The organism is Leucobacter sp. CX87, assembly GCF_018682295.1.
In the GTDB taxonomy this organism is placed as follows: domain Bacteria; phylum Actinomycetota; class Actinomycetes; order Actinomycetales; family Microbacteriaceae; genus Cx-87.
The window spans coordinates 503896-518480 of record NZ_JAFIRI010000001.1; the positions used below are offsets into that span (position 1 = coordinate 503896).

At 68.4% G+C, this 14585-nt stretch carries 11 protein-coding genes; 5 read left to right on the plus strand and 6 right to left on the minus strand.

The genetic code is table 11. The features are described from left to right. Position 1: 1 nt before the first annotated feature. Positions 2 to 3322 carry a UrvD/REP family ATP-dependent DNA helicase gene (locus tag KOE53_RS02400; RefSeq protein ID WP_188057224.1) on the minus strand — a complete coding sequence of 1107 codons (3321 nt, stop codon included), beginning with the start codon at positions 3320 to 3322 and terminating at the stop codon, positions 2 to 4. A 165-nt stretch (positions 3323 to 3487) separates the two neighbouring features. Between KOE53_RS02400 and KOE53_RS02405 the strand changes: the two genes are divergently transcribed. Then, on the plus strand, positions 3488 to 3712 hold the full coding sequence (locus KOE53_RS02405; RefSeq protein ID WP_188046103.1) for a DUF3107 domain-containing protein: 225 nt from the start codon (positions 3488 to 3490) through the stop codon (positions 3710 to 3712). Between the two features lie 6 nt (positions 3713 to 3718). Here KOE53_RS02405 and KOE53_RS02410 read toward each other — a convergent pair whose 3' ends face one another. After that, positions 3719 to 4897 (minus strand): methyltransferase domain-containing protein, encoded by a 1179-nt coding sequence (locus KOE53_RS02410; protein ID WP_188057225.1) that lies wholly within the window; start codon positions 4895 to 4897, stop codon positions 3719 to 3721. Positions 4898 to 4905: 8 nt separating this feature from the next. Next, the gene (locus KOE53_RS02415; protein WP_188046101.1) at positions 4906 to 5625 is read right to left on the minus strand and encodes a ferritin-like fold-containing protein; all 720 of its coding nucleotides are present in this window, start codon (positions 5623 to 5625) and stop codon (positions 4906 to 4908) included. A 155-nt stretch (positions 5626 to 5780) separates the two neighbouring features. Here KOE53_RS02415 and KOE53_RS02420 point away from each other — a divergent pair, with 155 nt between their 5' ends. Then, positions 5781 to 7364, plus strand: coding sequence for a DEAD/DEAH box helicase (locus KOE53_RS02420; RefSeq protein WP_188057226.1), 1584 nt, complete (start codon positions 5781 to 5783; stop codon positions 7362 to 7364). Positions 7365 to 7437: 73 nt separating this feature from the next. On the opposite strand, the gene KOE53_RS02425 is transcribed toward KOE53_RS02420, so the two are convergent. From KOE53_RS02425 to KOE53_RS02435, 3 genes are all read right to left on the minus strand, one after another. Continuing rightward, entirely contained in the window at positions 7438 to 8919 is a 1482-nt protein-coding gene (locus KOE53_RS02425; RefSeq protein WP_215401648.1) for an NAD-dependent succinate-semialdehyde dehydrogenase, read from the minus strand. A gap of 46 nt (positions 8920 to 8965) precedes the next feature. Beyond that, entirely contained in the window at positions 8966 to 10210 is a 1245-nt protein-coding gene (locus KOE53_RS02430) for an aminotransferase family protein (protein WP_188046099.1), read from the minus strand. Between the two features lie 111 nt (positions 10211 to 10321). Further along, positions 10322 to 11380, minus strand: coding sequence for an isocitrate/isopropylmalate dehydrogenase family protein (locus KOE53_RS02435; protein ID WP_188057227.1), 1059 nt, complete (start codon positions 11378 to 11380; stop codon positions 10322 to 10324). 219 nt (positions 11381 to 11599) lie between these two features. Between KOE53_RS02435 and KOE53_RS02440 the strand changes: the two genes are divergently transcribed. From KOE53_RS02440 to KOE53_RS02450, 3 genes are all read left to right on the plus strand, one after another. Next, positions 11600 to 12646, plus strand: coding sequence for a TRAP transporter substrate-binding protein (locus KOE53_RS02440; protein ID WP_188057228.1), 1047 nt, complete (start codon positions 11600 to 11602; stop codon positions 12644 to 12646). Positions 12647 to 12719: 73 nt separating this feature from the next. After that, positions 12720 to 13253: a TRAP transporter small permease gene (locus tag KOE53_RS02445; RefSeq protein WP_188046096.1), complete on the plus strand. Its 534-nt coding sequence runs from the start codon at positions 12720 to 12722 to the stop codon at positions 13251 to 13253. A 4-nt stretch (positions 13254 to 13257) separates the two neighbouring features. Next, on the plus strand, positions 13258 to 14538 hold the full coding sequence (locus tag KOE53_RS02450; protein ID WP_188057229.1) for a TRAP transporter large permease: 1281 nt from the start codon (positions 13258 to 13260) through the stop codon (positions 14536 to 14538). The last annotated feature ends 47 nt before the right edge of the window (positions 14539 to 14585 follow it).

Below are 14585 nucleotides of genomic sequence, written 5' to 3' on the forward strand. Positions count from 1 at the left end.
GTCACCCGGCACTCACCGCCGGGACAATGTGGATCTGGCAGCTTCCCGGACGGAACTCATCGGTGCAGTGATGCTCGACCCGAGCCGTGAATCTGCCGGCGGCCATCACCTCGGCGGCTGCGGCCACGCGCTGCACAAACGCTTCTCGTTTCTCCGCGTCGAGCGGCTCCTGCGCGAACTCGCGAAAGCTCTGCCCCCGACCCGTGGCGTCGGGATGGACATAGAGCAGCCGGGCGCCACCGTTCGCAGGAGCCTCCGCGGTGCCGACAGCGTCCGCGCTCTCCCCCGCGCCCGCGCTCTCCCCCGCGCCCGCGTCCGCGTCCTGCTCGGCGAACGCACCCTGCTCGGCGAACGCGCCCATGAGCGTGGCCAGCTGGTAGGCCTGCAGCTGGGCGTGCTCGGTGACCTCGGCCGCCGAGGGTTTGGTGCGCCCCGTCTTCAGGTCGAGCACCGTGGTCTCGCGCGAGCCGGCCGCGGAGACGACGGTCTCGACGCGGTCAACGATGCCGGTCAGCATCGCTCGCCCGAGGGGTAGCGCGAACGACGCCTCGGTGCCCGCGAGTTCGCGGCCCGACCCCTCGAACTCGCGGAGGTAGTCGGCGACAGCCTGGCTCATCGCGCGGGCGGTGCCGAGCAGGCGCTCGGACTCCCACTCGGCGTCGAATGGGAGCCGATCCCACTCGGCGGTCACCGCGGCGAGAATGCGTTCCGGGTCGGGCTCGCGGATCGTCTCGAGGGCGTGATGCAGCAGGGTTCCGATGCCGGCCGCGGCGTTCGTGTCGCCGCCGCCCAACTTCGAGATGACCCAGTCGAGCGGGCATTCCTCGGATCGTTCGAGCTGCGACGGGCTGACCCCCACGGTCGCCTCGGGATCCCCCGCAAGGTCGGTGAGCGGTGCCATCGTTGAGGGGGGCGCGACGCCGTACCAGTCGGCGGGGTCCGCGCCGGGCACGCCCTCCCGCGCCAGGGTCACGAGGGCGGCGAGGGCCGCCTCGTCTGTGGGATCAGCGGTAACGCGGCGGCGCATCTCAGCGACGGAACCGCGGAGGGTGATTCGACTGCTCGGCAGCGCATCGACGGCGTGCGCCCGGCCAAAACCGAAAAAGGGGCCCGGGTGCTGCTCGTCGGCGGCGAGAGCCAGCACGAGCAACTCCCCCGTGGCCCGCGAACAGCTCTGTGCGAAGAGCCGCAGCTCGTCGTGCATCGTCTCGCGCCGCCCGGGCGCCGAGGCCTCGCCGCCGCGCAGCCAGCGCTCCAGCGCAGCCGAGCCGAGCATCGAGCCGCGAGCGCGCAGGTTGGGCCACACGCCCTCTTGCGGGCCCAGGATCGCGACGACCGCGAACTCGCGGCCGATCGCTCCCTGCGGCGTGGTCACGGTGATGGTGTCGCGGACGCTGCGCGCCGCGAGCGAGTCCTCTGGCAGCGCGCTCGTGTCGAGTGCGACGAGCAGATCGGCGACCGACTGATCGCTGTCCTGCTCTTCATGACGCTGGAGCGCGTAGAAGAGAGCAACGGTGGCGTCGAGCGAGCGGTTCGCCGCCGCGGAACGCGGCCCCTTGCCAGACAGTGCCTCGCGCTCCCACGAGACGGCGAGCTTTGAGGCATCCCAGAGCGCCCACAACACCTCGCGCGCCGTGCCGCCAGCCTGGTGCATGCGGGCTCCGGCGAGTGCGGTGAGCGCGACGCGGCGCAGGGCGCGGCCGCCCCGGCTGTCTACCACCGGCTCGACGCCGGGGTGCGCGAAGGCCTCGGCGACGACTTCGTCGAGCGGGCGTGGGCCAGCGACCGACACCGATCCATCCGCCTCAGTGTCGTCGCCAGCCGCCACCTCGGCCGCGCGTTCGCGCGCCTCGCGCTTTTCCTGCAGCACCAGCGCCGCGCGCAGTCGGCGCACGCCGATAGGATCGAGCCCGCCCAGGGTGCCCCCGACCAGCCCGAGCACCTCGTCCGGGGCGAGCGGATTGATGTCGAGCGCGTGCTGCATCAGGCGGATCAGTTCACGCACAATCGTGTGCTCGCGCAGCACGATGCCGCCGGCGGCGATGCCCGTCGGCACCTGCTGCGCGGCAAGCAGCCGGGCGGCGCGAGCCGCCTCGCCGCGGCTTCGGCAGATGACCGCCATCTGTGACCAGGGCACCGGTGTGCGGGTCTCCCCGCGAAGACCCACAGGACCGAGGCCGAGACGACGTTCCCGGAGCCGGTGTGCAAGCGCGCCCAGTTGCTCCGCGGACGACGCGGCCCGGGCGAACTGGATGGGATATGGCCCGGCAAGAGCAATTGGAGCGCCCCCGGCTGCCTCGGCCCGGCGCTGCGCCCCGGCACCCGCCGCACCGATGCGGCCGGTGAGCCCGCCGACAAACTCGCGTAGCTGCGGCCCGTGCCGGTACACGCGCTCGAGCACGACCAGCTCGTTCGCGCCGTCTGGCCCCGCCGCGGGCAGCGCATGCCCACGGCGCCGGAGCTCGGACTCGAGCCTCGACAGCACCGCGGTGCCGCCGCCCTGGAACGCGCTCGTCGCGATGTCGGGATCGCCGAACACGCGGACCCGGCTGCCCCGGTTCGCGCACGCAGCCAGCAGCGCGAGGCCGCCCTCGGTGAGTTCCTGCGCGTCGTCCACAAGGATGAGCCGCGGCACCCGAATCTCGCTCGGGCCCGCAAGCAGGTCGCGCGCCGCACGCATGAGCCCGCTGGCCGGGAACTCGTGGGGGCGATCCTGCGCCAGCTGCGCGCGCACGCACGAAATCACCTCGGCCGCGAACTCCCACTGTGCACGCAGCTCTGAGTCGCCCCCGTGCCCGGCGTCATCGGCCGCGGTGAGCGCGCGCCGCAGCGCCTGGACGTCGACGCCGGCGTCGTCGAGCACCCGCCAGAGCTCGCGCAGCTCCGCGCGGAACGCGGGGGTCTCGGTGAGCTCGCGGGTGAGCCCGGCCGCGGCGATGCGCTCGTCAGTGACGCGGGCGAGCTCACGCTCGATCGCTTCGTCGTGCGCGGTGCCGGTCAGGAGCCGCGGCGCGGGCTGGTTCGCGACGGCGCGCGCCCGGGACAGGATGGTAAAGCCAAGCGACGCGGCGGTGCGGACCGGGGAGCCGTTCAGCGGCCGCGGATAGCCTGCCTCAATACGGGCGAGCAGGGACTTCGCCACGAGGCGGTTGGGAGCGAGCACCAGCAGGTCGTTCGGCGACCACCCGGGCGCGTCGGCCTGACGCAGAAACGTCTCGATCAGGACGGTCGTTTTGCCCGAGCCTGGGGCCCCCAGCACGCTGGCGTGGCTGCCCGGATCAAGCGCGATCGCTGCGAGCTGCGAGGGGTCGAATTCGGACATGCGCTCATGGTAGCGAGAACCACCCACACGGCGGCTCGACGTGATCGAGCGCGCAGTCCCCGCCCGCAGGCGGCCTGCGCTAGCAGCGAACGCGGCCTCGCGCGCGCGATCGGAGCAGGCCCGCGCCCGTAGACTCTGAGCATCCCGACAATCAGGAGGCATCTCGTGGAAATCCGCATCGGCATCGTCAACTCCCCGCGTGAAATTGCGATCGAGAGCGACGCCACGCAGGCCGAGGTCCAGCAGATCGTCGAAGCTGGCCTGTCCAGCGACGCGAAGCTCGTCGCCCTGCGAGACAGCAAGGGCAAGCAGTACCTCATCCCGGCGGCGTCGATCGCCTACATCGAGATTGGTGAGGTCGCCGCCCGCAAGGTCGGCTTCATCAACTAGCTTCGGCTAGCGTCGTTCCAGCCGCACGGCCACCTCAAGGTGGCGCGTGTGGGGGAACATGTCGAATAGCCGTGCCTCGCGGACCGCGTACTGCGGCATCCGCGTGAGGTCGGCCGCCAGGCTCTCGGGGTTACAGCTCGAGTAGATGACCTGCGGCACGCCCGATGCGTCGAGCCAGTCGGCGAGCTCAGGCCCGATCCCCCGCCGCGGCGGGTTCACGATCAGCAGTTCGGGCAACGCTTCGCCGCGCGCCCGGGCGCCCAGCGCAAACGCCGTCGCGTCCGCTGCGATGAACCGGGCGTCGATCCCGGCCTCCGCCGCAGAGCGACGCGCGGACTCGACCGCAGCCTCGCTCGTTTCGACACCGAGCACGATCCGGTCGGCGCTGCCGCCCGCGGCCCGAGCACAGTGCAGCGCGAACCCGCCGACGCCGCAGTACAGGTCCCAGAGAGACGCGGGCTGGGCCGCACCGACCCACGCCGACGCCTGCGCGTAGAGCGCCCGCGCAACCGCGGTGTTCGTCTGGAAGAAGCTCTGCGGGCGCAGGTGCAGCGAGACTTCGCCGAGGTCCATGTCCAGCGATTCGCCGAGCAGGAGCTCCTCGTGCTCACCCTCAAGCACCGCCCGGTGCTCGGGCAGCAGGTTCACGGAGACGACCGTCGCGAGCGGGACGAGGCGCACGAGGTCCGCCAGCAGCTCGCGGATGCGCCGCACGGCGCGCTGGCTCCGCACGACGAAGCGCAGCATCAGCTCTCCGCTCGGCGCCTCGGTCACGTGCACGAACTTCACCTCGCCGCGCTTGGTCGGCACGTCATACGGAGCGAGCCCGGTCAACGTCAGGAACTCGCCAATCACGGGGATCACCGCGCGAATGCCCGGCGACTGGATGCCGCAGTCGCGCAGGTCGACCCCCCGCCGGTCGGGGTCCAAGATGCCGAGCGTCGGTGCCTCGACGGTCCCCCCGATTACGAGCTTCGCCTTATTGCGGAAGTCGCGTTCGGCGCCGGGGCTCGGATCCTGCCCCGCACGCCCGTCGCCGCGGACCGGTTCGAGCCAGAGAATGTCGGGGTGCGCCGAGAGCAGCTCGCGGCAGCGATTCTGCTTGTCCGAGACCTGCCGAGGGTACGGAACGGGCAGCAGGGAGCAGGATCGGCACCGCCCCGCGTCGTAGTACGCGCACTCCATGCGAGTCCCTAGGCGGTGAGGCCGAGGGCGTCCATGCGTCGGATGTGCTCGGCGATGAGCTCGGTGAACACGGGCTCGACCTCGCTGGCCACAAACTTGCGGTTCTCGCTGAGCAGCAACACTTCCCGCGCCACGAGCAGCGTGTCGCCGACGAGGCGGCGGCCCCAGAGCGCAAGGGAATCGTCGAGGGTCGGGTCGGCGGCGATCGCGGCCGCGAGCAGCGCCTTCAGCTCGTCGCGCCCCGATTCCCCCGTCAAGATCTGGATGGCGTCGCGGGCGTAGCCGTCGCGAATGCCACCGGCGATGCTCGCGAAGAAGCCGTCGAACAGCCCGCCGACGAGGTACACGGACAGCACGTGCTGGTGCCAGTCATTCGCCTGCACGCGCTCGAGGTAGCGATCAATGACGGGCGTGTAGGGCGCCATCACGACGTGCGGCTCTTTACCGCGGCGCCGGATCTCGGCGGCGAAGCGCTGCTGCTTCGTGAGGGCGACGCCGGCGACGCGTGCCAGCACGTCCTTCGCTTCGAGCGACTGAGCGCCGACGACCGCGCGCGTTCCCGCCTCGTAGAGTTCGAGCTGGAGGTAGGCCGACAGCCCCAAGAAGGGCAGGATCCCGGGAGCGAACTCCGCGAGCTCGACCTGCTGGGCGTCATCCCCCTGTCCGCGCACACGAATCTTCCGCGCGGGAAGGGCAGGGGTACGCAGACGCCGGAACCAGGAAATCACGTCTTCAGTGTATCCGGCACACTATGCGCGTCGCCGAACGCGCCGGGGCCACGCCGGTAGACTGCTCGTATCGCGAGCGCCGAGGAGCGCCCGCCGCTACGCCTGGGACGTGAATCAGGGCGTAGACCTCACCTCCACACGGAACAGGACCGCACGTGACCACTTTCGCAGAACTCGGTGTCGACCAGGACATGGTTGATGTGCTTGCCCAAGAGGGCATCGTCGACGCCTTCCCCATTCAGGAGCAGACGATTCCCCTCGCGCTCTCGGGGCAGGACATCATCGGTCAGGCCAAGACCGGTACCGGCAAGACCTTCGGCTTCGGGCTTCCCCTGCTGCAGCGCATCGGCGCGAACCCCGAGCCGGGCGTGCAGGCGCTCATCGTCGTCCCCACCCGCGAGCTGTGCGTCCAGGTGTACCAGGACCTCGAGCTCGCCGCGCGGGACCGCAAGGCGACCGTCGTGCCGATCTACGGCGGCAAGGCATACGAGGGCCAGATCGAGCAGCTGAAGGACGGCGCGCAGATCATCGTCGGCACCCCCGGCCGACTGCTCGACCTTGCGCAGCAGCGCATCCTCAACCTCAAGAACGTGCGCGAGATGGTGCTCGACGAGGCGGACAAGATGCTCGACCTCGGCTTCCTTGCCGACATCGAGAAGCTCTTCTCGCAGACCCCCGAGGGCCGCCACACGATGCTGTTCTCGGCGACTATGCCCGGCTCGATCGTGACGCTCGCCCGCCGCTTCATGACGAAGCCGATCCACATTCGCGCGACCGACCCCGACGAGGGCGTCGCGCAGGCGAACATCGAACACATCGTCTACCGCGCACACTCGCTCGATAAGGAAGAGGTCATCGGCCGCATCCTGATGGCTGAGGGCCGCGGCAAGACCGTGATCTTCACGCGCACGAAGCGCGCCGCCGCACGCCTGCAGGAGGAACTGACCGACCGTGGCTTCAACGCCGCGTCGGTGCACGGCGATCTGAACCAGGATCAGCGCGAGCGCGCCATGGCGTCGTTCAAGGCCGGCAAGAAGGACGTCCTCATCGCGACCGACGTCGCCGCCCGCGGCATCGACGTCGACGACGTCACGCACGTGATCAACCACACCGTGCCCGACGACGACATGACGTACCTGCACCGCGTGGGACGCACCGGCCGCGCCGGCCGCACCGGCATCGCCGTCACGTTTGTCGACTGGGACGACCTGCACAAGTGGGCCCTGATCAACAAGGCCCTCGAATTCGGGATGCCCGAGCCTCTTGAGACCTACTCGTCCTCGCCGCACCTCTACACGGACCTGAACATCCCCGAGGGCACCAAGGGCCGCCTGAAGGCGACGCCGGTGAAGGACACCGCGCCGCGTGCCGGCGCGAGCGGAGGGCGTGGCGAGCGCGGCGGTCGCGGCGGAGAACGCTCGGATCGCGGCGGGCGCGGACGCGGAGAGGGTCGCAGCGCCGGCGAGAGCCGCGAGGGCGCAGCGGCAGAGCCCGCCACGGGCGCGCGGCGTCAGCGCCGACGCACCGAGAGCGGCAACCCCAAGGGACAGGGGCGTCACGAGACACACGGTCACGAGTCACACGGACACGACTCGGACGGCGGCGGCGAGCCCGGCGCCCCGACCGCGCAGGTGTCGCTGACAGAGGCAGCGGCGGAGGGCATTGCCCCGCGTCGCCGGCGCCGTCGCCGCCCGACGGGCGAGACGAACGCACCGGCCGCCGCATCAGGCACCGAATAGGCTGAGTAGCCACCGATCCCCATACGAAACGCCCCGCCGGTCAGACCAGCGGGGCGTTTCGTATTCTCAGAATCTAGACGGTGTCGCGACGAGCGATGTTATAGAAACGGATCTCCTGGTACTCCTCGAGACCCTCGCCGCTGCCCTCGCGGCCGAGACCCGACTGCTTCATACCGCCGAAGGGGGCCACCACGTTCGAGGGGACGCCCTGGTTGATTCCCACGAGGCCCGTCTCGAGCTGGTCCGCGACGTTCAGCGCGCGGTCCAGGTTCTCGGTGAAGACGTAGCCCGCGAGGCCGAACGGGGTGTCGTTCGCCGCGTGCACGGCCTCCTCCTGAGTCGAGAACCGGCTGATGGCCGCGACCGGGCCGAAGATCTCGGTGTTGGCGATTTCCGAGTCGGCGGGTACCCGATCGAGAACAGTGCCCTCGAAGAAGTAGCCCTTGCCCTCGGGGGCGTTGCCGCCGGTGCGCAGCTCGGCGCCGCGGGCGGTCGCGTCGGTGACGAGGCCCGAGAGGCGCTCGACCGCGCGGCGGTCGATGACCGGGCCGAGGCCGACCCCGTCGGCAATCGAGTGGCCCACGACGACCTGCGAAATCTTCTCGGTGAACGCCTCGACGAACGCGTCCGCGATTCCGTCCTGCACGAAGATTCGGTTGGCCGCGACGCACGACTGGCCGCCGTTGCGCAGCTTCGCCAGCATCGCGCCGTCGACCGCACGATCGAGGTCGGCGTCATCGAAGACGAGGAGCGGCGCGTTGCCGCCCAGCTCCATCGAGCTCTTCACGATATTCTTCGCGGCGAGGCCCATGAGGGTGCTGCCGACGCCGGTCGACCCGGTGAACGAGATCTTGCGCACGCGTGGGTCGCCCAGCACGGCCTCGCTGAACGCGCCCGACTGGGTCGTCGTAACGATGCGCATGAGTTCGCGCGGCACCCCGGCCTCGGCCATGAGCTCCACCGTGAGCAGCGTGGTCAGCGGCGTGAGCCCGGCCGGCTTGATCACGGAGGCGCAGCCCGCCGCCAGCGCCGGCGCGATCTTCCGCGTGATCATCGCCATCGGGAAGTTCCACGGGGCGATGAGCACGGCGAGGCCGATCGGCGCACGCTTGGTGAGGATGGTCGCGCCGCCAGCGGGGTTCTCCCGATACCCGCCGGCCGGGCGCAGCAGCTCGTCGGCGTACCAGCGCACGTAGTCGGACGCGTACTGCACCTCGCCCTTGGCCTCCGCCAGCGGCTTGCCCATCTCGCGGCTGATAACGAACGCGAGGCGATCCAGGTTGGCAATCAGTGTCGCGTAGACGTTGTGCAGCACGTCGGAGCGGTGCCGCGGCGTCGTCTTCGCCCAGGCGCGGCCGGCCTCGTCGGCGATCGCCACCTGCTGCAGCGCATAGTCGACGTCGAAACTCGGCAGGGTCGCGATGCGCTGTTCGGTCGAGGGATCGAGCACCGCGAACTCGTTCGCACCGGGCTCGTGGTTCGCGAAGCCGGGCAGGCTTGCGAGCGCCGCGTCCGAGGCGGTGATCTGGTCGGCGGTCGGGGTGGGCATGGTCATGACAGGATCCTTTGGGCGTTCGGGCGGGTACGGGGCTGGCGAGCTGCTAGTGCGCGTCGAGCACGCTGCGGATCGCGGAGACGAGGTCTCCGAGCTCCTGCTCGGTGGCGATAAATGGCGGGCTGATCTGAATGGTGTTGGCGCGCAGCGGGCGCGTGATGAAACCCAGCTCGAGCACCTGGTCGGTGATCGCCTCGGCGCTCAGGCTCGGAACGAGCTCGATGCCCCCCAGGAAGCCGCCGACGCGGGTCTCGACGACGTGCTCGTGGGTGCCGATCTCAGCCAGTAGGCCTGCGAGGGTGAGCTCGAGGCTGCCGGCGCGCGCCACCAGGTTCTCCTGCTCGAGGATCTCGAGGTTCTTGAGCGCGAGCGCGGAGCTGGTGGCGTGTCCCGAGTAGGTGGTGCCGTGGCGGTAGATCGGGGTGTTCGAGCCGGCCTCGAAGAACGGCTGCCAGAGCCTGGGCGCCACGAAGATGCCACCGAGCTGCGCGTAGCCGGAGGTCACGCCCTTCGCGAAGGTGACGATGTCGGGCTGCAGGTCGTAGCGGGTCGACGCAAACATCTCGCCCGTGCGCCCGAAGCCGGTGATGACCTCGTCCGCGATGAAGAGGATGTCGTGCTCACGGCAGAGGCGCTTCACGCCCTCGAAGTACCCGTCCTGGGGTGCGTGCACGCCGCCGGTGCCCATCACGGGCTCCGCAATATAGGCCGCGATCCGGCCGGGGCCCACGCGCAGGATCTCGGCCTCGAGGGCCGCCAGATCGTGCTTCTCGACACGGATCGTGTCGGGGACGAGCGACTCGGTACCAAAGCCCTCGCGGTTGAAATCGAGGCCCGCGACGCTCGTGCCGTAGGCGTGGAGGCCGTGGTACGCATGCTCGCGGCTGATGATGAACGTCTTCTCGGGCTTGCCGACCAGCGTCCAGTACCGGCGGGCCAGCTTGCAAGCGACGTCGATCGAGTCCGAGCCGCCGCTGTTCAGGATCACCTTGGCATCGGCAATCGGGGCAAGCTCTACGAGCTTCTCCGAGAGCTCGACCGCCTGATCATTGAGGTAGCGCCCGAAGACGTGGTACGTCTCCAGCTTCTTCATCTGGTCGTACGCGACCTGCGCCATCTCCTCGCGGCCGTGGCCGATGCTCGTGTGCCACAGTCCGGCAGTGCCGTCAAACAGGCGCTGGCCGGCCGCGGTGGTGACGTACGATCCATCGCCCTCGGCGATGACGATCTGACGCCCGAGGACGGAGGGAATGTGCGCTTGGGCGCTCCAGAGCGCGGGGGTGTGGGTCATGACTGATCTCCTTTGATGGCAAAAAGCGTGCGCGTGATGCAATAGTGATGATTGTATGGTTGTCCTACAAAAAGAACAAGCGAGTGCAGGGCAAGCCCGCGTGGCGAGACGTTAGCCGCCCAGGTGGCGCAGCAGCTCCGCCTCGACGTCCTGGGTGCGGAGCGTCCCGCCGAGATCCGGCGTCACCTCACCCGAGGCAAGCACGGCGTCCATCGCCGCGATAATCCGCTCGGCGGCGCGGGTCTCGCCGAGGTGCTCGAGCATCATGGCCGCCGAGCCCACCTGCGCGAGCGGGTTCGCGATCCCCTTGCCCGCGATATCCGGCGCCGAGCCGTGCACCGACTCGAACATCGACGGGGCAGTGCGCGCGGGATTGATGTTGCCCGAAGCAGCGAGGCCCAGCGAACCGATCGTCGCCGAGGCGAGGTCGGACAGGATATCGCCAAACAAGTTCGAGCACAGGACGACGTCGTGGCGCTGAGGCTTCAAGACCAACTCGGCAGCCATGGCATCCACCAGCACGCTGCGCCAGGCGAGGCCGTCGTGGCGGGCGGCGACCTCGTCCACAATCTCGTCCCAGAAGGTCATCGAGTGGATGATGCCATTGGACTTCGTCACGCTCGTCACGCGCCCGCTACGCCGGGCCGCGAGATCGGCCGCGTACTCCGCAATCCGGGTCACGCCGTTTCGCGTAAACACGGCCTCCTGCGAGGCGAACTCCCCCGGCGTTCCGCGCCCGAACCTGCCGCCGAGCTCGGAATACTCCCCCTCGGAGTTTTCGCGCACGATCATGAGGTCGATGCCCGCGGCGTCGACGAGCGGGCTGCGGAGCCCCGGGACGTGGCGGACGGGGCGAAGGTTCACGTACTGATCGAAGGCGCGCCGGATCGGGATCAGGAGCCCCCACAGGGTGAGCGCGTCAGAGAGGCCGGGGTCACCCACCGCGCCGAAGAAGATCGCGTCGGTCTTCGCCAGCTCGTCGAGCCCCGACTCGGGCATCATCAGGCCGTGCCTGCGGTAGAAGTCCGAGCCCCAGTCGTGATCCTGCCACTCGACAGCAAAGCCCTCTTGCTGCGCGACGAGGTCGGTCACGACACGGGCGACCGCAACGACCTCGGGGCCGATGCCGTCACCCGCGATGCTCGCGATCGCGTACTGGTTTCTCTCCATCGTGCACTCACTCCTTTGTTGCGCACTGCGGGCGGTCGGTCGTCCGGCAGCACCGTTAGCAAATCGACTTCTCGATCCGATTCAGATCTTCCAGGATTGTAGTACAGTTCAACTGCGGTCCACTCGGACACTTCGACAATTGCGTTCTGATTCTCAGTGCACAATCCCTCGAACGCCCATCGCGAGCCGCATGTTACTGACCAAAGGAGCTCACAGACAATGATTCGCAAATTCAGCCTGATTGCCCTCGGCGCCGTTGCCGCCCTCTCCCTTGCCTCCTGCTCGGGAACCGCCGACACGGGCGCCTCCGCCGCCGGCGACGACTCGTACACGATCAAGTTCGGCAACGTGATCTCCGCAGGAGACACGCAGAACCAGGCCTACGAAGTCTTCGCCGAGCTCGTCAAGGAACGCTCGGACGGCCGCATCACCGTCGAGGTCTACCCCGACAGCCAGCTCGGCGGCGAGCGCGAGATGGTCGAGGCCACCCAGGCCGGTGATCTGGAGATGACCGCGCCGTCCGCCGGCGTGCTCGCGAACTTCGACGACTCGCTGCAGGTCTTCGACTTCCCCTTCATCTTCGAGGATGCCGAGACGGCGTACGAGGTACTCGATAGCGACATCGGCGACGAGATGCTTGCCGGCATCGAGGACAGCGGGCTCGTGGCACTGGGTTGGGGCGAGAACGGCTTCCGTAACCTCGCCATGACCGACGGCGTCGTGAAGACCCCCGACGAGATGAAGGGCCAGAAGCTGCGCACCATGCAGGTGCCCATGCACATCGCGTACTGGGAGAGCATCGGCGCGTCCCCGACGCCCATGGCGTTCGCTGAGGTCTTCACCGCGCTGCAGCAGGGCGTCGTCGACGGCGTGGAGAACCCCTACGAGCTCCTACACTCGGCGAAGTTCACCGAGCCGGCCAGCTACCTCACCGAGACGCGTCACATCTACGACCCCGAGGTCATCCTCATCGGCAAGGACTTCTTCGACGGCCTCTCGGCTGAAGACCAGGAGATCCTGCAGTCCTCGGCGGACGACATGATCGTCGAGCTGCGCGAGCTCAAGGTGGACATCAGCGACAAGGTCCGCGCGGACATCGAGGAGGCGGGCGGCACCGTGACCGACCTCAGCAAGGCAGAGCGCCAGGAGTGGATCGACTCGGCCATCCCGTTCTACCAGGAGAACGCGCCGAAGGTAGACACCGAGAAGCTCAAGGCCATCCTTGAGGCGGCCGGCAACACCACCTACTTGAACGCCATCAAGTAAGTACCTCCATGGAGCCTCGCTCCCGCGACGATGCGGGGGCGAGGCTTTTGGTTCGCCAAACGAAAGCCCTCCCATGATCACACGCATCTATCATCACCTCGACGAGCACGTCGAGACCTACCTTGCCTCGGCCGCCCTCGTCGTCTTCACGACCCTCGTGGTCGTGCAGGTTGTCATGCGCTACGTCTTCGGCGCACCGCTGACCTGGTCGGAAGAGCTCGCCCGCTACGCGCTGGTGTGGTTCGTCTGGATTGCCGGCAGCTACGCCGTGCGCTACCAGCGCCACGTCAAGTTCAACTCGATCGTTGAGCTGATCGGCCGCAAGTCCCCGATCACGCAGCGCATCATCCGTATTTTCGTCTATCTGCTCTGGCTTGCCTTCCTGCTCCTCATGCTCTGGCTTTCGATCCAGATGGTGGTGAAGCAGACCGGCACCGGACAGCTCTCCCCGGCCTCCCAGATCCCGATGTACCTCGTGTACTTGGGGCTCCCGATCGGCATGTTCCTCATGTCCTTCCGGGTGATCCAGCACACGGTCGTCGCGTTCAAGGACATCGTGAAGAACCCGAACGTTCCTGTTCCCCCGGCCCAGGTAGAGGTGGATTAATCACATGGGTATCGCAGTTCTCTTTATTAGCTTCCTGATCCTGCTGCTGCTGGGTATGCCAATCGCGTTTGCGCTCGGCATCTCGGCAGTGCTGACCGTCATCGTCACCGAGGTCATCCCGGTGACCTACCTCACCCAGACCATGTTCGGCGCGGTCGACTCATACCCGTTGCTCGCGGTCCCACTCTTCGTGCTCTCCGGCGTCATCATGGAGTACGGCGGGCTCTCGAGGCGACTCATCGACGTCGCGAAGGCCTTCGTCGGCCACATCACGGGCGGCCTCGCGGCCGTGTCGCTGCTCGCCACTGCGGTTTTCGCCATGCTGAGCGGATCCGGCCCGGCAACTGTTGCCGCGATCGGCGGCATCATGATCCCCGCCATGATCCGCGAGGGCTACGGCAAGCCGTACAGCGCCGCGGTCCTCGCGACCGCCGGCGGCGTTGGAATCGTTATTCCGCCGAGCATCCCGCTCGTCGTCTACGGCATCACCACGAGCACCTCCATCGGTGACCTGTTCCTCGCCGGGTTTGTCCCCGGTCTGATCATCGTGGCGCTGCTCTACTTGGTGAGTCGGCATTTCGCCAAGAAGAATGGCTACGGGCTGAACGTGCCCAAGGCACCGTGGAGCGTCCGCTGGCGGGCGCTGTGGGATGCCAAGTGGACCCTGCTCATGCCCGTGGTCGTACTCGGCGGCATCTACGGCGGCATCTTCACGCCCACGGAGGCCGCGGGCATCGCGGTGGCCTACAGCGTGGTGCTGACCCTCGCCTACCGCGAGACGAAGCTCCGCCAGATCCCGGAGATGTTGAAGTCGACGCTGCTCATCTCGGGCATGATCCTGGTCATCATCGCGACGGCTTCGACCTACGCCCGCATCCTCACCGTGGAACGCGTGCCGACGCTGATCGCCGACTTCCTGAGCACGCTCGCCGTGCCCTTCTGGATCGTGCTTCTCGTGATCGTCGTGCTGCTGCTCTTCGTCGGAATGTTCATGGAGACGCTGGCCGGCATCATCCTGCTCGCGCCGATCCTGGTGCCGGTCGTTACCGAAATGGGAATGGACCCGGTGCACTTCGGCATCGTGATGATCCTGGCGTCGATGATCGGCTTTGCCACACCACCGGTGGGAGACAATCTCAACGTGGCCAGTGCCATCAGCGGGCTTTCGATCGAGAAGGTCAGCGTCGCGGCCCTGCCGTTCGTTGCCGTGCTCATCGCGTTCCTCATCGTGGTGGCGTTCGTCCCGCAGATCACCCTGTTCCTGCCCGAGCTCCTCAAGGGCTAGGGCGGCGACTACACGCTCGCGACGTAACCCCTTCGGCACGCGCCGGA

Excerpts from the sequence above, each read along its gene's own strand:
- KOE53_RS02400 (WP_188057224.1), bottom strand. The coding sequence starts at position 3,322 with ATGTCCGAATTCGACCCCTCGCAGCTCGCAGCGATCGCGCTTGATCCG.
- KOE53_RS02410 (WP_188057225.1), bottom strand. The coding sequence starts at position 4,897 with ATGGAGTGCGCGTACTACGACGCGGGGCGGTGCCGATCCTGCTCCCTG.
- KOE53_RS02425 (WP_215401648.1), bottom strand. The coding sequence starts at position 8,919 with ATGACCATGCCCACCCCGACCGCCGACCAGATCACCGCCTCGGACGCG.
- KOE53_RS02430 (WP_188046099.1), bottom strand. The coding sequence starts at position 10,210 with ATGACCCACACCCCCGCGCTCTGGAGCGCCCAAGCGCACATTCCCTCC.
- KOE53_RS02435 (WP_188057227.1), bottom strand. The coding sequence starts at position 11,380 with ATGGAGAGAAACCAGTACGCGATCGCGAGCATCGCGGGTGACGGCATC.
- KOE53_RS02440 (WP_188057228.1), top strand. The coding sequence starts at position 11,600 with ATGATTCGCAAATTCAGCCTGATTGCCCTCGGCGCCGTTGCCGCCCTC.
- KOE53_RS02445 (WP_188046096.1), top strand. The coding sequence starts at position 12,720 with ATGATCACACGCATCTATCATCACCTCGACGAGCACGTCGAGACCTAC.
- KOE53_RS02450 (WP_188057229.1), top strand. The coding sequence starts at position 13,258 with ATGGGTATCGCAGTTCTCTTTATTAGCTTCCTGATCCTGCTGCTGCTG.